The sequence below is a fragment of the Paucibacter sp. KCTC 42545 genome, from assembly GCF_001477625.1.
Classification (GTDB): Bacteria; Pseudomonadota; Gammaproteobacteria; order Burkholderiales; family Burkholderiaceae_C; genus Paucibacter_A.
In genome coordinates, this window is the sequence record NZ_CP013692.1 from 2,596,860 (window position 1) to 2,616,434 (window position 19,575).

The window sequence follows — 19,575 nt, forward strand, 5'->3', positions numbered from 1 at the left end:
TGAATCGCAAGCAGAACTTGCAAATCAGGGGTTGAGCGTATTACTTGGAGGAGACGGAGGGATTCGAACCCTCGATGCGGTTTAAAGCGCATACTCCCTTAGCAGGGGAGCACCTTCGGCCACTCGGTCACGTCTCCGGCCTAGCCTTGCATTCTATACGAAGAATTTGGGGCGTTTTGGAAAAACCCAGAAGATTTCTAATATTTCTAGATTTTCAAGCTGAAGCCTTAGTTAGACCGGATCCTTTTCCAGCTCGAAAGCTTTGTGCAGGGCGCGCACGGCCAACTCCATGTACTTCTCGTCGATCACGACGCTGGTCTTGATTTCGCTGGTGGAGATCATCTGGATGTTGATGCCCTCTTCGCTCAGCGCGCGGAACATCTTCGACGCCACGCCCACATGCGAGCGCATGCCGATGCCGACGATGGACACCTTGCAGATCTTCGGGTCGCCTTGGACCTTGGCGGCTTGCGTGGCCGGGCCAACGGTGCCCTCCAGCAAGGCCATGGTGCGCGCGTAGTCGTTACGGTGCACGGTGAAGCTGAAGTCGGTCTTGCCTTCTTGCGAGACGTTTTGAATGATGACGTCGATGTCGATATTCGCCTCGGCCACCGGGCCCAGGATTTGATAGGCGATACCGGGCTTGTCCGGCACACCCAGCAGGGTCACCTTGGCTTCGTCGCGGTTGAAGGCAATGCCGGAAACGACGGCTTGTTCCATTTTTTCGTCCTCTTCAAAACTGATCAGGGTGCCAGACTTGGCTTCTTCTTCGATGTCGATGTCCCAGGGTGTGAAGCTGGAAAGCACGCGCAGCGGCACGCGGTATTTACCGGCGAACTCCACCGAACGGATCTGCAAGATCTTGGAGCCCAGCGAGGCCATTTCCAGCATCTCTTCGAAGCTGATGGTGTGCAGGCGGCGTGCCTCGGGCACGATGCGCGGGTCGGTCGTGTAAACGCCGTCCACATCGGTGTAAATCAGGCATTCGGCCGCCTTCATCGCGGCGGCAATGGCCACGGCTGAAGTGTCCGAACCACCACGACCCAGGGTGGTGATGTTCATCTCATCATCCACGCCCTGGAAGCCGGCGATCACCACCACCTTGCCGGCGGCAAGGTCGGCACGCACGCGGCTGTCTTCGATGCTCTCGATGCGCGCCTTGGTGTAGGACGAATCGGTGTTGAGCGGCACTTGCCAGCCGGTGTAGCTGACGGCCTCAATGCCTTCGGCCTGCAAGGCAATGGCCAGCAAGCCCACCGAGACCTGCTCGCCGGTGGAGGCAATCATGTCGAATTCGCGATTGAGTTCAGCGCTGCCGCTGCTGGGCGCCAATTCCTTGGCCAGGCCCAGCAAACGGTTGGTTTCGCCACTCATCGCCGATGGCACGACCACCATTTGATGGCCGGCGCGGGCCCATTTGGCAACGCGCTTGGCGACATTGCGGATGCGGTCGGTCGAGCCCATCGACGTGCCGCCGTATTTATGAACAATCAGGGCCATAGTAAGTCGCTGAGAAGCGAGAGTTGAGGCGTGAAAAAAGGAAACGTTCGTTCGTCCGTTCACGGGCCTTGCGGGGGTGGTCAAGGCGCCGGCACCGTTGGCGGGTGACGCCAGGGCTGCAGCCCCTGATTCTAGCTGCTGCGTTGCAGCAATATGAAGGCGCTCAATCAGTGTTCCAGCACGTCACGGCCTCTACAGCTGACGCTAGTCGGGGCGGATGTCCGCCTCGCCGCTCGCGAAAGGTTCCCAGCAGACACTCAATTGAGCCTCGCCCGCCGCGGCCCAGTGGCGCGCATCCAGGCCTAGCCCGGGCGCGAACACCGTTTCACCTGCGCCTTGGCTCAGCAAAAAAGGACCCTGGCGCCGCCACGCAGGAATGCCCGCCTCTTGGTAGGACTTCTTCAAACTGCGCGGCGGGCATCCCGGCGCCTTCTGAAACTGCTCGCCGCCGGCGCGGGCACACATCAGCAGCCTAGCCAAGCGATGCGGCGCCACGCCGCCCTGCAAGACCGGTTGGACGCGCCAAACACCGCCCCATGCCGCTTCGGGATAGTCGCCCGGCAGGCTGAGATCCACCTCATGGCGAGGCGCGGCAGAGCCAACTGAATCGGCGCGCGCAAGCACCGCCCTCCAGGCCAAGCGGCCCCGGTACAGCCTCAACACCCCATCAGCACAAGGCCACTGCCCAGACTCCTGCCCGGCAGCCTCCCGCAACAAGCGTCGCACTAGGCTGGCGCGGGCAGGCTGACCCGACACCGCGCTTAGCCAGGCCCGCAAGGCATTGCTGGCTCGGGCCGGTGAGCGTTCGAGCAGAGCGGGAAGATTCAATCCATCTTGACTGAGCAAACCCGCCAGATCGGCTTGCGCCACCTCATCTTGCAAGGCCAAGGCTTCCTGAGCCCAGACACTGGCGGCAGCCAAGCTAGCCTCGGCTTGCGGGAAGGCCTGCGTCAAGCCCGGCCATACCTGCAAGCGCAAGCGGTTGCGGGCATAGCGCGGATCGGCATTGCTGTCGTCGTCGACAAAGCTCAGGCTGTGTGCCTGCACATAGGCTTCAATCTGCTGGCGCGATTGAGCGAGCCAAGGTCTGGCCCAGCACAGGTCATCGCGCCATTGCTGGGCGGGCATGGCCGCCATGCCCGCCACACCGGCGCCACGCAGGGCCTGCAGCAGCAAGGTTTCGGCCTGATCGCGCTGGTGGTGGGCCAGCAGCAGCAACTGGGCGCCGCTGGCGCGGCAGAGTTGATTGAGCGCGGTGTAGCGCTCGCCGCGCGCCCAGGCCTCGATGCTTTGGCCGGCCTGCGCTTGCGTCGTCACACGGTGAACGTACAGCTGCACCGGCAGGCCGGCGGCGGCCCAGCCGGCACATTGCGCCTCGCAATGCTGCAACCAAGCGTCAGCTTGGCGGCTCAGGCCATGATGAATATGCAAGGCCAGCACCTGCAGGCCGGCATCAGCTTGCGCATTGAGCGCGGCCGCGGCAAGCGCGGTGGCGTGCAGCAAGGCGGTGGAGTCACGGCCGCCGCTGTAGGCGACGGCAATCAGGCGGCCGGGCTGAACTTCAGCTGGCCTTGGTGTCGCCGAAGCGGCCATAGGCTTGCAGGCGCTCGTAGCGGCGGTCCAGCAACTCCTTGGGCTTCAGGTCGCTGACCTGGCGCAGCGCATCGCTCAGCGCGCGCTTCAGGTTCGACGCCATCTGCTTGTTATCGCGATGCGCGCCACCCACCGGCTCATTGACGATCTTGTCGATCAAGCCCATGGCCTTGAGGCGGTGTGCGGTGATGCCCAGCGCCGTGGCGGCCTCGGGCGCACGCTCGGAAGACTTCCACAGAATCGACGCACAACCTTCCGGCGAGATCACCGAATAGGCCGAGAACTGCAACATCAAGACCTGATCGGCCACGCCGATGGCCAGGGCGCCGCCCGAACCACCTTCACCGATGACGGTGGCGATGATGGGCACTTCCAGCTGCGCCATCTCGAAGATATTGCGGCCGATGGCTTCCGACTGACCACGCTCCTCGGCGCCGATACCGGGGTAGGCACCCATGGTGTCGATCATGGTGAACACCGGCAGGCCGAACTTCTCGGCCAGCTTCATCAGGCGCAGGGCCTTGCGATAGCCTTCCGGACGCGGCATGCCGAAATTGCGCAGCTGACGCTCTTTCGAATCAGCACCGCGCTGGTGACCAATCACCATGCAGGCTTGGCCGTTGAAACGGGCCAAGCCGCCGACAATGGCTGCGTCATCGGCGAAATGACGATCACCGTGCAGTTCTTGGAACTCGGTGAAGACCTCGGCGCAATAGTCCAGGGTCTGCGGGCGCTGCGGATGGCGGGCGATCTGATAGACCTGCCAAGGCGCCACATTGGCGTAGACATCCTTGGTCAGCTGCTGGCTCTTTTTGGAGAGGCGGTCGATCTCTTCGGAGATGTCAACGGCCGACTCGCTTTGCACATAGCGCAGCTCTTCAATCTTGGTTTCGAGTTCAGCGATAGGCTGTTCGAATTCGAGGAAATGTTTTTTGCTCATCCTGCTGACTTTTCTTCAGTGTTGAGGTCGGTGAACCGGCTCCGGGCACCATTTGTGACGATGCGCCAAAGCCGAGCACGGGAGGCTGTCAAGCCGCCGGCAAGGGGTCGAGGCTGCGCCAAATGTACCATGTGGCTACCGAGCGGTAAGGTGCCCAGGCGTCGCCAACTTCGCGGGCCTCAGCGCGCGAAACCGGCTCGCCGGAGAAGTAGTTTTCACTGATGCCCTTGAGCAAACGCGGGTCATCCAGCGGCAGCACATTGGGGCGCATCAGGTGAAAAATCAAGAACATCTCGGCGGTCCAGCGGCCAATGCCGCGGATGGCGACCAACTCGTCAATGATGGCCTCGTCATCCATCTGCGTCCATTGACGCACATGGACTTGGCCGGCTTCGAAGTGCCGAGCCAGGTCGAGCAAATAGTCGATCTTGCGCACCGGCAGCCCGGCGCCGCGCAAAGCTTCCACCGACAAGGCCAAGACGGCCGCCGGCTGAATCTTGCTGGCCGAGCCGCCAATCAAGGCGACAAATTTTTCCCAGGCGCCCTGCGCCGACTTGACCGAAATCTGCTGCCCGATGATGGAGCGGGCCAAGGTGGTGAAGGCGTCGGCACGGCTTTGCAGGCGCGCCTCGCCAAACAAGGGAATCAACTTCTTCATCACTCGGTCGCGCTTGGCCAAGTGGCGGCAAGCCTCGTCCCAGTACTCCGGGGTGACCCCGGCCGCATTCACTCGCACCACAGTCAGGCCCGCGTCCAGGTCGTGCCGGAGGGCGCGTCTTGCAAAACGATGCCGGCGGCCAGCAAATCCTTGCGGATTTGGTCTGCCGCAGCGAAATCACGCGCCGCTTTGGCGGCCGCGCGGGCCTCAATCTTGGCCAAGATGGCGGCTTCATCCAAACCGCCAGCGCTGGCACCACCGGCTTGCAGATAGCCGCGCGGCGTCTGCTGCAAGAAGCCCAGCACGCCGGCCAAGGCCTTCAGCAAAGCGGCATCGGCGAGTGATCCACTGCGGTTGACCTCGCTGGCCAACTCGAAAAGCACGGCAATCGCGCCGGGCGTGTTGAAGTCGTCATCCATGGCGGCGCGGAAAGCGGCCGCCTGGGGCTGCGCCCAATCGATCTCCAGCGCGGGCACGGCCAAGCCGTCGAGTGCCGTGTACAGACGCTTGAGCGCGGTACGGGCATCGTCCAGATTGACGTCGCTGAAGTTGAAGGGGCTGCGGTAATGGGTGCGCAGCATGAAATAGCGCAGCGTCTCCGCGTCGTAACGCTTGAGCACGTCCTGAATGGTGAAGAAATTGCCCAAGGACTTGGACATCTTCACATGGTCCACATTCAAGAGGCCGTTATGCGCCCAGATGGTGGCCGGCGGCTTGCCGTTGGCACCTTCGCTCTGGGCGATTTCGTTCTCGTGATGCGGGAACTGCAGGTCGGCGCCGCCGCCGTGCAGATCAAACTGCTCACCCAGCAAGGCGCAAGCCATGGCCGAGCATTCGATATGCCAGCCCGGGCGGCCAGCGCCGTAGCTAGACGCAAATTTGGCGTCTTCGGGCTCTTCCGGCTTGGCGGCCTTCCAGAGCACAAAGTCGAGCGGATCTTGCTTGCCGTCGTCCACCGCCACGCGCTCACCGGCGCGCAAATCATCCAGCGACTTGCCGGACAGCTTGCCGTAACCGGGGAAGGCACGCACCGCGTAGTTCACATCGCCATTGCTGGCGCGGTAGGCCAGGCCCTTGGCTTCGAGCTTGCCGATCATGGCCGTCATCTGCGGCACAAATTCGGTGGCGCGCGGCTCATGCGTGGGCAAGAGCACGCCCAAAGCACCCAGATCGGCGTGCATGGCGCCGACCATCTCATCGGTCAGCTGGCGGATCGGGATTTGGCGCTCCAGGGCGCGACGGATGATCTTGTCATCGATGTCGGTGATGTTGCGCACATAGGTGACTCGGTAGCCGGAGGCCTGCAACCAGCGGTAGATCAGGTCGAACGCCACCATCATCCGGGCATGCCCCACATGACACAGATCGTAGATCGTGATGCCGCACACATACATGCGTACATGGCCAGGTTCAATGGGGACGAGCGGCTGGACCGCACGGGTCAGCGTGTTGTAGATGCGAAGAGACATGGAGCTTGTTGGGCCAAGGCCAAAGCGCCGACCAAGAAGGCCAAACGCAGGGGCTTGCGGTTCACTGAGCGACTGCGGCGGCCGGCTCGAACCCGCGGTTAGCGGAGGATCTTTGTCGCGATCCGAGGTCGGGCAGGCACCGTAGAATGAACCTCAGTATACCGGCTGGCCCATCTTGGCCGGCTTGGCACTGACCCTGCCCCCAGCCCGCCACCGTCCCGCCAAGCGCCAACAGCCCCTCCCGGGCTGAGCCAAAACCGTGCCACCCAGCCTCATGCCACTACGCATCCTTCTACGCCCCCAAGCCCTGTTGCAAGTGTTCAGCACCGGTGTCCTCGCCGCTCTGCTGCTGATCGTGACTCCCGCGCAGGCGGCCGAATCCGACGCCGCCCAGAAGCTGTGGATGGGTGGCAAGCGCGCCGAGGCGGTGGCCATGCTGGAAGAATCGCTGCGCAAAACGCCCAATGATTTGGAACTGCGCTTCGCGCTGGGTGTGATGCGCATGGAGCTGGGCGAGTTGAGCGCTGCCGCCACCCTCTTCACCCAGCTCAGCCAGGATTTCCCCGACTTGGCCGACCCTTTGAACAATCTGGCCGTGATCCACGCGGCCCAAGGCCAGTTGGATCTGGCCCAGGCCGAGCTGACACAAGCGCTGGCCTTGCAGCCTGCGCACGCGCAAGCCCTTGAAAACTTAGGCGATGTGCTGCTGCGCCAGGCCGAGCGGGCCTATCAACGCGCCCTGAAGGCGCAGGTTGCCCCTCAGGCCAGCACCCAGGCCAAGCTCAAACAGGCGCAAGCCCTGCTGCGCCAGCTGGACGCCGCCAAAGCCCCCTGAACAGCCACACACACTCAAGCCCAGCCGGGCTGAGTGACAATCAGCGCCCGCAAGCCACTTCTTCACCCACAAGAAACCATGCAAGCAAGCCCTACTCCTTTCACGTTTGTGCGCCAAGCCCTGGCCACCGCGACCCTTGGCTTCGGCCTGGCGGTTGCCGCGCAGGCGCAAACCGTCAAACTCACGACCACCGAGGGCGTGATCCGCATCGAACTGAACGCTGAGAAGGCCCCCAAAAGCGTGGCCAACTTTGTGCAGTATGTGAAAGCCGGCCATTACGACGGCACCATCTTCCACCGCGTGATCGAGAACTTCATGATCCAAGGTGGCGGCTTCACCGACAAGATGGCGCAAAAGCCAACCAAGCCACCAATCCCGTTGGAAGCCGGCAACGGCTTGCTCAATGTGCGCGGCAGCGTTGCCATGGCACGCACCGGTGACCCCAATTCGGCCACCGCGCAGTTTTTCATCAACACCGTTGACAACGCTTTCCTCGACGCCGCGAACGCACGCGACGGCCGCGGCTACGCCGTCTTTGGCCAAGTCATTGAAGGCATGGATGTGGTCGACAAGATTCGCGCCACACCGACCGGCAATTTGGGCAGTCAACAGAACGTCCCCCTCACCCCCATCCTCATCACCAAAGCCATTGTGGAGTCCAAAAAATGAGCGCAACGACCAATAAGCAAATCGAACTGCACACCAATCACGGCCTGATCGTGATCGAGCTGGATTTTGAAAAGGCCCCGATCTCGGCCGCCAACTTCCTGGCCTATGTGAAGAGCGGCCACTATGACGGCACCGTCTTTCACCGCGTCATCAAGAAGTTCATGATCCAAGGCGGTGGCTTCGCTGTCGGCATGAAGCAAAAGCCAACCAATGGCGAGATCCAGAACGAAGCCAATAACGGCCTGACCAACGAGCATTACACGGTCGCCATGGCGCGCACCAATGCGCCGCACTCGGCCTCCAGCCAGTTCTTCATCAACACCACCAATAACGGCTTCCTGAACTTCAAGTCCGAGACTCCTTCGGGCTGGGGCTATGCCGTGTTCGGCAAGGTCGTCGCCGGCAAGGAAGTGGTCGACGCGATCGAGAAGGTTCGCACCGGCAACAACAGCGGCCACGCCGATGTGCCGGTGGAAGACGTCATCATTGAGCGAGCCGTTGAGCTTGCCTGATGCCACAGCAGTTCCGGCTTTTGCCGAACTGACAGCGCCGCCCGCGTGGCGGCGCATTGATTTCCTGTCCGACCTGCACCTGTCCGCAGAAACGCCGGCCACCCTGGCCGCGCTGGAGCAGCATCTGCAGGAAACGGCGGCCGACGCGGTGATGCTGCTGGGCGATATCTTCGAGGTCTGGGTTGGCGACGACGCACGGCTGGAAGATGGCTTCGAGGCCCATTGCCTGCAACTGCTGCGGGCGGCCAGCCAAAGGCTGCCCATCTACTTCATGGTGGGCAATCGCGACTTCCTGCTCGGTGAAGCGATGTTGGCCGATAGCGGCATGCAGCCTCTCGCCGACCCCACCGTTTTGACGGCCTTCGGCACCCGCTATTTGCTGACCCATGGCGACGCCCTGTGCTTGTCGGACCAGGCCTATCAAGGCTTTCGCGCCCAGGTGCGTCAGCCCGCATGGCAGGCGCAGTTCCTGGCCCAGCCACTGGCCGTGCGCCGCGCCCTGGCCCGCCAGATGCGCGACGGCAGCAAGGCCCAGCAGAAAAGCGAGCACGCCAGCTACACCGACCTGGATGAGCCCGCCTGCGCCGCGTGGTTGCAGGCAGCGGACAGCAAAACCATGATCCACGGCCACACCCACCGGCCGGGCGAACATGCCCTGGGCGGCGGCCTGCGCCGCCATGTGCTGTCCGACTGGGATCTGGAAGACCCGGCACCGCGCGCCGATGTGCTGCGCCTGCGCCAAGCCGGTTTGCGGCGCATCTCACTCGCCTGATGTGGTCGCGGCTGCAAAGCGCTTGGGCGCGGCGGCGCGAGGCGCAGGCCTTGCGTCGCCACGCTATCCCTGATGAGCTGTGGCAGCTGACCCTGCTGCGCTACCCATTCTTAGCCCAGCGCAGCCCGGCCGATCTGGCCGAGTTGCGTCGGCTCAGCTCACTGTTCTTGGCCAGCAAGGAGTTTCACGGCGTCGGTGATTTCATCGTCAGCGATGAGGTTGCCCTGGCTGTGGCTGCGCAAGCCTGCCTGCCGGTGCTCAAGCTGGGCCTGAGTTGGTACGACAGCTTTGTGGGCATCGTCATGCATGCCGACGAAGTGCTGGCGCAGCGTGAATACATGGATGAGGACGGCATCGTCCACCAATTCGAAGAAGCCCTGGCCGGCGAGGCCATGGAAGGCGGCCCCTTGATGCTGACCTGGACCGCCGTGAACCACAACGATCCAGCCGACCTGGCCGCCAGCTTGGATGAAGGCATCTTCAATGTGGTGATCCATGAGTTCGCCCATGTGATCGATATGCGCGACGGCTTTGCCGATGGCTCACCGCCCATGGCCGAGGCCGCAGACCGCGAACGCTGGCTGGACGTGATGGACGGCCAATGGCAAAACTTTTGCCAGCGAGTGGATGCGGGCGAAGACACGCTGATCGACCCTTACGGCGCCGAAAGCCCGGAAGAGTTCTTTGCGGTTGCCGTCGAGGCCTTCTTCGTCGCCCCGCGAGAGATGCGCCAAGAAGAGCCCGCGCTGTACGCTTTGCTGAGCGGCTTCTTTCTGCAAGACCCCGCCGCCTAAGTCCGGCGCAAGGCCAGACACCGGGAAAAAGAAAAAGGCCCCGCAGGGCCTTTTGTGTTTCCAATCAAGCTGCAGCCATCAACCTGCGGTCGCAGGCTCGGCCTTGGGCTTGTTGTCACGCACCTTGCCCAGGGGCTGGATGTCCAGCAAGACCTGACCCTCGGCGTCCACATCCACACCCAGGCGGCCACCGTCGACCAAGCGGCCGAACAGCAACTCGTCGGCCAAAGCGCGGCGAATGGTGTCCTGAATCAGGCGCTGCATCGGGCGCGCACCCATCAAGGGGTCAAAGCCCTTCTTGGCCAAATGCTTGCGCAAGCCGTCGCTGAAGGTGACCTCGACCTTCTTCTCCTGCAACTGGCTTTCCAGTTGCAGCAGGAACTTGTCGACCACGCGCATAATGATTTCTTCATCCAGCGCCCGGAAGGACACGGTGGCGTCCAGGCGGTTGCGGAACTCGGGCGTGAACAGGCGCTTGATGTCGGCCATCTCATCGCCCTGCTGGCGCGAGTTGGTGAAGCCGATGGTGGACTTGTTCATCGTCTCGGCGCCCGCATTGGTCGTCATGATGATGATGATGTTGCGGAAGTCCGCCTTGCGGCCGTTGTTGTCGGTCAGCGAGCCATGGTCCATCACCTGCAGCAGCACGTTGAAGACATCCGGATGCGCCTTCTCGATCTCGTCGAGCAGCAGCACCGCATGCGGCTTCTTGGTGACCGCCTCGGTCAGCAGGCCACCTTGGTCAAAGCCAACATAACCCGGAGGCGCGCCAATCAAGCGGCTGACCGCGTGACGCTCCATGTACTCCGACATATCAAAGCGAATCAGCTCAATGCCCAAGATGTAGGCCAATTGCTTGGCCACCTCGGTCTTGCCGACGCCGGTGGGTCCGCTGAACAAGAAGGAACCAATCGGCTTGTCCGGCTTGCCCAGGCCTGAGCGCGCCATCTTGATGGCGGCGGCCAAGGCGTCGATCGCCGGCTCTTGACCAAACACCACGCTATTGAGGTCGCGGTCCAGGCTCTTGAGCTTGCTGCGGTCGTCGCTGGACACGGAAGCCGGCGGAATGCGGGCGATCTTGGCGACGATGTCTTCGACTTCGGCGCGGGTGATCGTCTTTTTCTGCTTGCTCTTGGGCAGGATGCGCTGCGCAGCACCGGCCTCATCGATGACATCAATGGCCTTGTCCGGCAGGTGACGATCATTGATGTACTTGGCCGACAACTCCGCCGCAGCCTGCAAAGCACCCAGGGCGTACTTGACGCTGTGATGCTCTTCAAAGCGCGACTTCAAGCCCTTCAAGATCTCAACTGTCTGCTCCACCGAAGGCTCGGCCACATCCACCTTCTGGAAGCGGCGGCTCAGCGCTGCGTCTTTTTCGAAGATGCCGCGGTACTCGTTGAAGGTGGTGGCACCAATGCACTTCATCGCCCCGGAGCTCAGCGCCGGCTTGAGCAAATTGCTGGCGTCCAGCGTGCCGCCGGAGGCCGCACCGGCACCGATCAGGGTATGGATTTCGTCGATGAACAAAATCGCGTTGGGCTGATCCTTCAGCTGCTTGAGCACGGCTTTCAAGCGCTGCTCAAAGTCACCGCGATATTTGGTGCCCGCCAACAGCGAGCCCATATCGAGCGAATAGACCACGGCTTCGCTCAGCACATCGGGCACATCGCCTTCGGTGATGCGCCAGGCCAGGCCCTCGGCGATGGCAGTCTTGCCAACACCGGCCTCGCCCACCAAAAGCGGGTTGTTCTTACGGCGGCGGCACAGCACCTGCACCACACGCTCGACCTCCAACTCACGGCCGATCAGCGGATCGATCTTGCCGTCTTTGGCGAGTTGATTGAGGTTCTGAGTGAACTGCTCCAGCGGCGAGCCCTTGCCCTGCCCTTCGGCCTCTTCACGCTCGGATTCCTGGCCATTGCCTGCGCCCTCCTGGCCCTTGGCGGGCTCAGGCGGATCGCTCTTCTTGATGCCATGGGCGATGAAATTGACCACATCCAGTCGCGTCACGCCCTGCTGGTGCAGGTAGTACACCGCGTGGGAATCCTTCTCGCCGAAGATCGCCACCAGCACATTGGCGCCGGTGACTTCCTTCTTGCCGCTGCCGGTGCTTTGCACATGCATGATGGCACGCTGAATCACACGCTGGAAACCCAGCGTGGGCTGCGTATCCACCTCTTCCACACCGCCCACGGTGGGCGTGTTTTCCTTGATGAACTGCGCCAGACTCTTGCGCAAATCATCCAGATTAGCGGAACAGGCGCGCAGCACTTCGGCCGCGGAGGGGTTGTCCAACAGGGCCATCAGCAAGTGCTCGACGGTGATGAACTCGTGGCGCTGCTGGCGCGCTTCGACAAACGCCATGTGCAGGCTGACTTCAAGCTCTTGCGCAATCATGCGGCCTCCATAATGCACTGCAAAGGATGGCCAGCGCGCCTTGCGGCGGCCAGCACCAACTCCACCTTGGTAGCCGCAACGTCTTTGGTGAAGACACCGCAAACCCCGCGCCCATCATGGTGGATTTTCAGCATGATCTGGGTAGCAGTATCCAGGTCATGACGGAAATATTCCTGCAAAACCATCACGACGAATTCCATCGGCGTGAAATCGTCATTCAAGAGCAGGACTTGGTAGAGCCGTGGTGGCTCGGTTTTCTGCGGAACACGCTCGACCGTGGTCGTACCGTCACCATCCTCGCGGCCTGGTAGATGGCCCGGCGTCTGGCCCGGTGGCACTGGTGGTTGACTGGGGAAATCTGGCATGTCCTGATTCTATCGACAGCGGGAAAGCCCCGCCGACACCCAAGCCATCTTGTGTCTAAGCCGGCAATTGCAAGCCTCGAATTGAGGGTTTCGAAGCCAGTATTCCCGCGCAAAACTGCACACCCTTGGGTTCGCCCCCGGGGAGCCCCTAAATTGACAGGCGAAGCCATGGCTACAAAAATCGAAAGTGATGCATCAGACATCAATGATTTTTGGGACGGAGGAGTTTGTAAATGGCACTAGGAACTGTGAAATGGTTCAACGACGCCAAGGGTTTTGGCTTTATTGAACCCGAGGCCGGTGGCGAAGATGTTTTCGCGCACTTTTCAGCAATTCAAATGGATGGGTTCAGAACCTTGCAGCAAGGCAGTGCGGTCAGCTATGAGCTGGTCCAAGGCCCCAAGGGTCAATTGGCTCAGAACATCATGCAACTCAACAAGGTGGCCCCGCAAAACCAGCCTGAGCTCGTCCAAGCGGCCTGAAGCCTGAACCAAGCGCGTCAGGCAACGCGAAGAAAAAGAAAAAATAAGGGCCCGCTACAGCGGGCCCTTTTTCATGCGCAATTCAGCGCGCAGTCACAACAGCTTAGGCCTCGCCGCCGCTGTCGGCACCGCGAATGGTTTCGCGGCCATGGGCATCACGCAGCTTGCCCAGGGTCGAGTCCACCGCACGCAAGAGCTTCTCGGCTGCGCCATGCAGGGAGTCGGCCACATTGGCGGCGTCATGGCTCACCAGCACGGGCTGACGGCCAGCCAAGCGGGCTTCCAGCTTGCAGCGCTTGTCGTGATCACCGACGCGGGTAGCACTGGCGTCGCTGAGGTGCACTTCGATACGGGTGATCTGATCCCGGAAGCGAGCCAGCTTGGCCTTCAACTCGGTCTCGATCCAGGCCGACAGGGACTCATTGCCTTCGATGTTCTCGTCGGTGTTGATTTGAAATTGCATGCCATTCCTCCTGTGTACTGCAAAGGTGCCGAACCAGTATAGGACGCTCTCCTCAGCCCCTGGGCGCACAGGGCACACGCGTTTGACCAGCATCAAGACTGGTGCTCAAACGGAAAAAAGCCCCGAGGCCAGAGCAGCGTCGGGGCTTGAAATTCAGCGCCAAGCCAGGGGCATGGCAGAGGCAGGTCACATATTGTCGATCATCACTTGCCCGAAGCCAGAGCAAGACACTTGCGTGGCGCCGTCCATCAGGCGCGCGAAGTCATAAGTGACCTTCTTGCTAACGATGGACTTTTCCAGCGAGCTGATGATGATGTCCGCCGCTTCCAGCCAGCCCATGTGGCGCAACATCATCTCGGCCGAGAGAATCTCGCTGCCGGGGTTGACGTAGTCCTTGCCAGCGTACTTGGGTGCCGTACCGTGGGTGGCTTCAAAGCAAGCCACCGAGTCCGACAAATTGGCGCCGGGAGCAATGCCGATGCCGCCAACCTGCGCGGCCAGGGCGTCGGAGATGTAGTCGCCGTTCAGGTTCAGCGTGGCCACCACCGAGTATTCGGCGGGACGCAGCAGGATCTGCTGCAAGAAGGCGTCAGCGATCGAATCCTTGATGGTGATGCTCTTGCCGGTCTTGGGGCTCACCAGCTTGCACCAGGGGCCGCCGTCGATCAACTCGGCGCCGAACTCCTTCTGCGCCAAGGCATAGGCCCAATCACGGAAGCCGCCTTCCGTGTACTTCATGATGTTGCCCTTGTGCACGATGGTGACACTGGGCTTTTCATTGTCGATCGCGTATTGAATGGCCTTGCGCACCAGGCGCTCGGTGCCTTCGCGCGACACCGGCTTGATGCCAATGCCCGAGGTATTGGGGAAGCGGATCTTGGTCGCACCCATCTCCTCTTGCAAGAACTTGATCAGCTTCTTGGCCTTCTCGCTCTCGGCCTCGTACTCAATACCGGCATAAATGTCTTCCGAGTTCTCACGGAAGATCACCATATCGGTCTTATGCGGCTCTTTCACCGGCGAAGGCACGCCCGCGAAGTAGCGCACCGGACGCAGGCACACATACAGGTCCAGCTCCTGGCGCAAGGCCACATTCAAGGAACGAATGCCGCCACCCACCGGCGTGGTGAGCGGGCCCTTGATGGACACCACATACTCCTTCAGGACGTCCAGGGTCTCGGCCGGCAGCCAAACATCCGGACCGTAAACCTGGGTCGCCTTCTCGCCAGCGTAGATCTCCATCCAGTGGATCTTCTTCTTACCACCATAGGCTTTGGCCACGGCGGCATCGACCACTTTGATCATCACGGGCGTGATGTCCAGGCCCGTGCCGTCACCCTCGATATAGGGAATGATGGGCTCGTCCGGCACATTGAGTGACATGTCGGCATTGACGGTGATCTTGGCACCCTGATCAGGGATCTTGATGTGCTGGTACATGTAGGCAGGTCTCCAGATGGAACTCGGGGGCAATCAGGTGAAAAATTCTAAGGGCGGAAAATGACGGCGCCTGAATGTAAAAAAGCCAGTGCGGGCACCGGCTGTATCTGTCGCGCCGCTAGACCCGAAAACCTAGCGGCGCCTGTGCGCAAGCGCTGGCCGCTCAGCCGGCCAGGGAAGCCAGGGCAGCGTTGAAGGTGGCGCTCGGGCGCATCACTTCGGCCAGCTTGGCCATATCGGGCTTGTAGTAGCCACCGACATCAACCGGCTTGCCCTGCACCGCCGCCAACTCAGCCACGATGGTGCTCTCCTGCTCGGCCAGCACCTTGGCCAGCGGGGCAAACTTGGCCGCCAATTCTGCGTCCTCGGTCTGCGCCGCCAAGGCCTGCGCCCAGAACAGCGACAGATAGAACTGGCTGCCGCGGTTGTCGAGCTGACCGGTCTTGGGGCTGGGGTTCTTGTTCTTGTCCAACAAGGTGCCGGTCGCCGCATCCAAGGTCTTGGCCAACAAGTTGGCGCGTGCATTGCCGGTCTTGAGGCCCATGTCCTCCAGGCTCACGGCCAGCGCCAGGAATTCGCCCAAGGAGTCCCAACGCAGATGGTTTTCTTCCACCAACTGCTGCACGTGCTTGGGCGCCGAGCCGCCAGCACCGGTTTCGTACATGCCGCCGCCGGCCATCAAAGGCACGATGGACAGCATCTTGGCCGAGGTACCCAGTTCCATGATGGGGAACAGGTCGGTCAGGTAGTCGCGCAGGATGTTGCCGGTGGCGCTGATGGTGTCCAGGCCACGAACCACACGCTCCAGGGTGTAACGCATGGCGCGCACCTGGCTCATGATCTGAATATCCAGACCGGCCGTGTTGTGCTCATGCAGGTACATCTTGACCTTGGTGATCAGCTGCGCCTCGTGCGGACGGTACTGGTCCAGCCAGAACACCACGGGCATGCCCGAGTTGCGCGCGCGGTTGACGGCCAGCTTGACCCAGTCGCGGATGGCGGCATCCTTGCACTGGCACATGCGCCAGATGTCGCCCTGCTCCACATCTTGGCTCATCAGCACTTCGCCGGTGTCTAGGTCGGTGATGTTGGCCACGCCGTCTTCAGGGATCTCGAAGGTCTTGTCGTGCGAGCCGTACTCTTCGGCTTGTTGGGCCATCAGGCCGACGTTGGGCACCGTGCCCATGGTCTTGGGATCGAAGGCACCGTGCCATTTGCAGAAGTTAATCATCTCCTGATAGATGCGGGCAAAGGTCGACTCCGGCATCACGGCCTTCACGTCCTTCAGGCGGCCGTCGGCGCCCCACATCTTGCCGCCGTTGCGGATCATGGCCGGCATGGAGGCGTCAACGATGATGTCGTTGGGCGAGTGGAAATTGGTGATGCCCTTGGCCGAGTCCACCATGGCCAACTCGGGGCGATGCTCGTGGCAGGCGTGCAGATCGCGCTTGATCTCGTCTTGCTTGCTCTGCGGCAGGGTGGCGATCTTGTTGTACAGATCGACCATGCCGTTGTTGACGTTGATGCCCAACTCTTCGAACAGCTTGCTGTGCTTCTCGAAAGCCTCGGCGTAGAAAATCTTGACGCAATGGCCGAAGACGATGGGGTGCGACACCTTCATCATCGTCGCCTTGACGTGCAGGGAGAACATCACGCCAGTCTTGTGCGCGTCTTCGATCTCACGGGTGTAGAAGTCCAGCAGCGCCTTCTTGCTCATGAACATGCTGTCGACCACTTCGCGGTCCAGCAGCGCCACCTTGGGCTTGAGCACGATGGCCTTGCCGCTCTTGGTGATCAGTTCCATCTTGACGTTACGAGCGCGGTCCAGCGTCATGGACTTTTCGCCGTGATAGAAGTCACCGCTGTGCATGTGCGAGACATGCGAACGCGAGGCTTGGCTCCAGTCGGCCATGCTGTGTGGGTTCTTGCGTGCGTATTCCTTGACGGCCTTGGGCGCGCGGCGGTCCGAGTTACCTTCACGCAGCACCGGGTTCACCGCGCTGCCGATGCACTTGCCGTAGCGCGCGCGGATGTCTTTTTCTTCGTCGGTCTTGGGGCTTTCCGGATAGTCGGGAATTGGGTAGCCCTTGCCTTGCAACTCCTTGATCGCCGACTTCAGCTGCGACACCGAGGCGCTGATATTGGGCAGCTTGATGATGTTGGCTTCAGCCTTCAGGGTCAGCTTGCCCAGTGCGGCCAACTGATCGGGCTCGCGTTGGTCTTCGCTCAACAGTTCCGGGAATTGCGCCAGGATGCGGCCAGCGACCGAGATGTCGCTGGTTTCAATATGAACGCCCGCAGGCGCGGTGAACGCGCGGACGATGGGCAAGAACGACGCCGTCGCCAGCAGTGGCGCTTCGTCGGTCAAGGTGTAGATGATGGTCGATTTCGAAGCGGTCATTTGGTATCCAGATCGGCCCATGTGCAGGCCCAAGGGGGTAGATCGATTAGAGGGTGAATTCTAAGTCAGTCGCGCCACGCTGTGCTGCCCAGTCTTCTATAAGAGTTATGCGGGCGTCAGCATGGCGTCAAACCACCGAGCTACAAAAAGCCGCCACCTGCGCCCACAGGCCATGCCCCAAGGCCCAGCCCGAAGCAGCCACCAGCCCCAGCCCGCCCAAGCGCACCGACAGGCGCAGCGCACCCGCGCCACCATCTTGAGCCGTACGCAAACGGCTCAGCAACCAAGGCCCCAGCGCCAATCCGGCCCCGGAGCTGATGGCAAAGCAGGCCATGATCGCCCCGCCCTGCACCGGCCCAGAAGCCAGCGCCGCCAGCAGCAAAGCCGATTGCAGCAAGCCGCAAGGCCAGGCCACCCAAGCCAAACCAGCCAGACCTGCGCGGGCCCGAACTTTCATTTGCGCCGGGCCGGCGAAGGCCACACGCCCTTGGCGCAAGCCATCAAGCGGCACTTCAAGCTGATGCCCAACATCCTGCCCCAGACGCGCCAGCCATGCCGGCGGCTGACCGCGCCAGAGCAAGGCCAAGCCCAGCATCAAGGCCGCCACATGCAGCATCACCCACAGCGGGCGCAGCAGCGCCGAAGCCTGGCCCATCTGGGCCAGCAATTGCACGCTGGCCGCCGCCACCGCTCCCGCGGCCGCGTACCCCACCAAGCGCCCGAGCTGAAAGCTCACGGGTGCACGCCCCCCGGCCGCAGCGCAGGTCGCGCCACACATGGCCAGACAATGGGGAACGCCGGCCAAGCCCATCAACAGGGCCGAGCCGGCAAGGGCGACATCAAGCATCAGATGATTTTAGAGAACTTCGCGCGGCTGCGATCGGCTTGCAGGTAACGATCAAACACCATGGCCACAGCGCGCACAAAGAACCAACCCAGCGGCGTCACTTGAATGGCGTCGGCGTCCACCGTCACCAAGCCCTGCTCCGCCAGCTCACGCATGCGCTCCAGCTCGGGCTTGAAATACTCGGCCACATCCACGAGGTGCGCCAAGGCGATGGACTCAAACTCCAGCCGCCCCTGGCACATCAAAGCCATGATGACGGCGCGGCGAACGATGTCGTCGCGGGTCAGGGCCAAGCCACGCTCGATGGGCAGCTGGCCTTGACGCAAGGTGTCGTAATAGGCCTCCAGCGTCTTGACGTTCTGGCTGTAGTTGGCGCCAACGCGGCCGATCGCCGACACACCCAAAGCAATCAGGTCACAGTCCGGCTGGGTGCTGTAGCCCTGGAAATTGCGATGCAGGCGGCCCTGGCGCTTGGCTACGGCCAAGGAGTCATTGGCCAAGGCGAAATGGTCCATGCCGATATAGCTATAGCCATGCGTCATGAAGCCTTCAATCGCGCCGTGCAACATCGCCACCTTGGCGGCACCCGGCGGCAGTTGGGCTTCGTCGATACGGCGTTGCGGTTTGAAGCGCTGCGGCAAATGAGCGTAGCCGTAAAGCGCGATGCGATCCGGCTTCAAGGCACCCACTTGCTCGATGGTGCGAGCAAAGGACTCGGGGGTTTGCAGCGGCAGACCGTAGATCAGATCCACATTGGTGGACTCAAAACCCAGCTCGCGCGCCGCCGTCATCAAGGCCTCGACGCTAGCAAAGCTCTGCTGGCGATGCACCGCCTTTTGAACATGCGGATCAAAATCCTGCACGCCGAAACTCAGGCGGTTGAAGCCCAGGCTGCGCAGATGCTTGAGGCGGTCCACATTGACCGTGCGCGGATCCACCTCGATGGCCATCTCGGCTCCGGCAACGATGCGGAAGCGCTCACGCAAGGCCTGCACCAAGCCCGTCAACTCTTCATCGCTGAAGAAGGTCGGCGAACCGCCACCCAGATGCAGCTGAGACACCCCGGCGCCGCGACCCAGATGGACCAGCGTCAAGTCCATCTCGGTGATCAAAGCTTGCAAGTACTCCGCGGCTTTGTCGTGATGCTTGGTAATGACCTTGTTGCAGGCGCAGTAGTAGCACACCGATTCACAGAAGGGGATGTGCACATAGATCGACAAGGGCGCAGCGCCGCCAATCTGCGAGCCGGTGGCCCTTTGCACCAAAGCCTGCGCGTAGTTCTCGGCGGTGAAGGCCTCAACAAAGCGATCCGCGGTCGGGTACGAGGTGTAGCGTGGCCCGGACACATCGAAACGACGCAACAGGTCTTCGTTGATGATGCTCACGGCGGAGTCTTTGCCTGACAGGGCTTGGGGCTGGGTGATAGAAACCATGG

The 19,575-nt window shown here is 61.8% G+C and carries 18 protein-coding genes and 1 tRNA gene; 6 read left to right on the forward strand and 13 right to left on the reverse strand.

Annotation, left to right across the window (positions count from 1 at the left end):
* Window positions 1-45: 45 nt before the first annotated feature.
* From AT984_RS11260 to cysS, 6 genes are all read right to left on the reverse strand, one after another.
* A tRNA-Ser gene (locus AT984_RS11260) sits at window positions 46-137 on the reverse strand.
* Window positions 138-231: 94 nt separating this feature from the next.
* Window positions 232-1,500 carry an aspartate kinase gene (locus AT984_RS11265; RefSeq protein ID WP_058720175.1) on the reverse strand — a complete coding sequence of 423 codons (1,269 nt, stop codon included), beginning with the start codon at window positions 1,498-1,500 and terminating at the stop codon, window positions 232-234.
* A 204-nt stretch (window positions 1,501-1,704) separates the two neighbouring features.
* A complete protein-coding gene (gene tilS / locus AT984_RS11270) occupies window positions 1,705-3,093 on the reverse strand; it encodes a tRNA lysidine(34) synthetase TilS (RefSeq protein ID WP_058720176.1) in 1,389 nt (462 codons plus the stop codon).
* A complete protein-coding gene (locus tag AT984_RS11275; RefSeq protein WP_058720177.1) occupies window positions 3,062-4,033 on the reverse strand; it encodes an acetyl-CoA carboxylase carboxyltransferase subunit alpha in 972 nt (323 codons plus the stop codon). Before AT984_RS11275 ends, tilS begins: the two co-directional genes overlap by 32 nt.
* A gap of 88 nt (window positions 4,034-4,121) precedes the next feature.
* Complete coding sequence (locus tag AT984_RS11280; RefSeq protein WP_058720178.1) at window positions 4,122-4,772, reverse strand: DNA-3-methyladenine glycosylase family protein; 651 nt, start codon at window positions 4,770-4,772, stop codon at window positions 4,122-4,124.
* A 2-nt stretch (window positions 4,773-4,774) separates the two neighbouring features.
* Window positions 4,775-6,160: a cysteine--tRNA ligase gene (gene cysS / locus AT984_RS11285; protein WP_058720179.1), complete on the reverse strand. Its 1,386-nt coding sequence runs from the start codon at window positions 6,158-6,160 to the stop codon at window positions 4,775-4,777.
* 274 nt (window positions 6,161-6,434) lie between these two features.
* Between cysS and AT984_RS11290 the strand changes: the two genes are divergently transcribed.
* The 5 genes from AT984_RS11290 (at window position 6,435) to AT984_RS11310 (ending at window position 9,742) form a co-directional block, all read left to right on the forward strand.
* Window positions 6,435-6,995 (forward strand): tetratricopeptide repeat protein, encoded by a 561-nt coding sequence (locus AT984_RS11290; RefSeq protein WP_082679966.1) that lies wholly within the window; start codon window positions 6,435-6,437, stop codon window positions 6,993-6,995.
* Window positions 6,996-7,073: 78 nt separating this feature from the next.
* Entirely contained in the window at window positions 7,074-7,664 is a 591-nt protein-coding gene (locus AT984_RS11295) for a peptidylprolyl isomerase (RefSeq protein ID WP_058720180.1), read from the forward strand.
* On the forward strand, window positions 7,661-8,176 hold the full coding sequence (locus tag AT984_RS11300) for a peptidylprolyl isomerase (RefSeq protein WP_058720181.1): 516 nt from the start codon (window positions 7,661-7,663) through the stop codon (window positions 8,174-8,176). The genes AT984_RS11295 and AT984_RS11300 overlap by 4 nt, the downstream gene beginning before the upstream one ends.
* Window positions 8,127-8,948 carry a UDP-2,3-diacylglucosamine diphosphatase gene (locus AT984_RS11305; RefSeq protein WP_082679967.1) on the forward strand — a complete coding sequence of 274 codons (822 nt, stop codon included), beginning with the start codon at window positions 8,127-8,129 and terminating at the stop codon, window positions 8,946-8,948. The genes AT984_RS11300 and AT984_RS11305 overlap by 50 nt, the downstream gene beginning before the upstream one ends.
* Entirely contained in the window at window positions 8,948-9,742 is a 795-nt protein-coding gene (locus AT984_RS11310) for a zinc-dependent peptidase (RefSeq protein WP_058720182.1), read from the forward strand. Before AT984_RS11305 ends, AT984_RS11310 begins: the two co-directional genes overlap by 1 nt.
* 78 nt (window positions 9,743-9,820) lie before the next feature.
* Here the strand turns inward: AT984_RS11310 and clpA are convergent, their stop codons facing one another.
* Both clpA and clpS read right to left on the reverse strand, forming a co-directional pair.
* Window positions 9,821-12,142, reverse strand: coding sequence for an ATP-dependent Clp protease ATP-binding subunit ClpA (gene clpA, locus AT984_RS11315; RefSeq protein ID WP_058720183.1), 2,322 nt, complete (start codon window positions 12,140-12,142; stop codon window positions 9,821-9,823).
* The gene (clpS, locus tag AT984_RS11320) at window positions 12,139-12,507 is read right to left on the reverse strand and encodes an ATP-dependent Clp protease adapter ClpS (protein WP_082679968.1); all 369 of its coding nucleotides are present in this window, start codon (window positions 12,505-12,507) and stop codon (window positions 12,139-12,141) included. Before clpS ends, clpA begins: the two co-directional genes overlap by 4 nt.
* Before the next feature lie 233 nt (window positions 12,508-12,740).
* Here clpS and AT984_RS11325 point away from each other — a divergent pair, with 233 nt between their 5' ends.
* On the forward strand, window positions 12,741-12,989 hold the full coding sequence (locus AT984_RS11325) for a cold-shock protein (protein ID WP_058720185.1): 249 nt from the start codon (window positions 12,741-12,743) through the stop codon (window positions 12,987-12,989).
* Window positions 12,990-13,092: 103 nt separating this feature from the next.
* On the opposite strand, the gene AT984_RS11330 is transcribed toward AT984_RS11325, so the two are convergent.
* The 5 genes from AT984_RS11330 to hemN form a co-directional block, all read right to left on the reverse strand.
* A complete protein-coding gene (locus tag AT984_RS11330) occupies window positions 13,093-13,452 on the reverse strand; it encodes an HPF/RaiA family ribosome-associated protein (RefSeq protein WP_058720186.1) in 360 nt (119 codons plus the stop codon).
* Between the two features lie 186 nt (window positions 13,453-13,638).
* A complete protein-coding gene (icd, locus tag AT984_RS11335) occupies window positions 13,639-14,892 on the reverse strand; it encodes an NADP-dependent isocitrate dehydrogenase (RefSeq protein ID WP_058720187.1) in 1,254 nt (417 codons plus the stop codon).
* 163 nt (window positions 14,893-15,055) lie between these two features.
* Entirely contained in the window at window positions 15,056-17,293 is a 2,238-nt protein-coding gene (locus tag AT984_RS11340; protein ID WP_058720188.1) for an NADP-dependent isocitrate dehydrogenase, read from the reverse strand.
* Between the two features lie 127 nt (window positions 17,294-17,420).
* Complete coding sequence (locus AT984_RS11345; RefSeq protein WP_058720189.1) at window positions 17,421-18,140, reverse strand: urease accessory protein UreH domain-containing protein; 720 nt, start codon at window positions 18,138-18,140, stop codon at window positions 17,421-17,423.
* Complete coding sequence (gene hemN, locus AT984_RS11350; protein WP_231741402.1) at window positions 18,140-19,573, reverse strand: oxygen-independent coproporphyrinogen III oxidase; 1,434 nt, start codon at window positions 19,571-19,573, stop codon at window positions 18,140-18,142. Before hemN ends, AT984_RS11345 begins: the two co-directional genes overlap by 1 nt.
* Window positions 19,574-19,575: the final 2 nt, after the last annotated feature.

Bases quoted from the DNA above. Each gene is read 5' to 3' on its own strand.
- AT984_RS11265 (WP_058720175.1), bottom strand. From the start codon at position 1,500: ATGGCCCTGATTGTTCATAAATACGGCGGCACGTCGATGGGCTCGACC.
- tilS (WP_058720176.1), bottom strand. From the start codon at position 3,093: ATGGCCGCTTCGGCGACACCAAGGCCAGCTGAAGTTCAGCCCGGCCGC.
- AT984_RS11275 (WP_058720177.1), bottom strand. From the start codon at position 4,033: ATGAGCAAAAAACATTTCCTCGAATTCGAACAGCCTATCGCTGAACTC.
- cysS (WP_058720179.1), bottom strand. From the start codon at position 6,160: ATGTCTCTTCGCATCTACAACACGCTGACCCGTGCGGTCCAGCCGCTC.
- AT984_RS11290 (WP_082679966.1), top strand. From the start codon at position 6,435: ATGCCACTACGCATCCTTCTACGCCCCCAAGCCCTGTTGCAAGTGTTC.
- AT984_RS11295 (WP_058720180.1), top strand. From the start codon at position 7,074: ATGCAAGCAAGCCCTACTCCTTTCACGTTTGTGCGCCAAGCCCTGGCC.
- AT984_RS11300 (WP_058720181.1), top strand. From the start codon at position 7,661: ATGAGCGCAACGACCAATAAGCAAATCGAACTGCACACCAATCACGGC.
- AT984_RS11305 (WP_082679967.1), top strand. From the start codon at position 8,127: ATGTGCCGGTGGAAGACGTCATCATTGAGCGAGCCGTTGAGCTTGCCT.
- AT984_RS11310 (WP_058720182.1), top strand. From the start codon at position 8,948: ATGTGGTCGCGGCTGCAAAGCGCTTGGGCGCGGCGGCGCGAGGCGCAG.
- clpA (WP_058720183.1), bottom strand. From the start codon at position 12,142: ATGATTGCGCAAGAGCTTGAAGTCAGCCTGCACATGGCGTTTGTCGAA.
- clpS (WP_082679968.1), bottom strand. From the start codon at position 12,507: ATGCCAGATTTCCCCAGTCAACCACCAGTGCCACCGGGCCAGACGCCG.
- AT984_RS11325 (WP_058720185.1), top strand. From the start codon at position 12,741: ATGGCACTAGGAACTGTGAAATGGTTCAACGACGCCAAGGGTTTTGGC.
- AT984_RS11330 (WP_058720186.1), bottom strand. From the start codon at position 13,452: ATGCAATTTCAAATCAACACCGACGAGAACATCGAAGGCAATGAGTCC.
- icd (WP_058720187.1), bottom strand. From the start codon at position 14,892: ATGTACCAGCACATCAAGATCCCTGATCAGGGTGCCAAGATCACCGTC.
- AT984_RS11340 (WP_058720188.1), bottom strand. From the start codon at position 17,293: ATGACCGCTTCGAAATCGACCATCATCTACACCTTGACCGACGAAGCG.
- AT984_RS11345 (WP_058720189.1), bottom strand. From the start codon at position 18,140: ATGCTTGATGTCGCCCTTGCCGGCTCGGCCCTGTTGATGGGCTTGGCC.
- hemN (WP_231741402.1), bottom strand. From the start codon at position 19,573: ATGGTTTCTATCACCCAGCCCCAAGCCCTGTCAGGCAAAGACTCCGCC.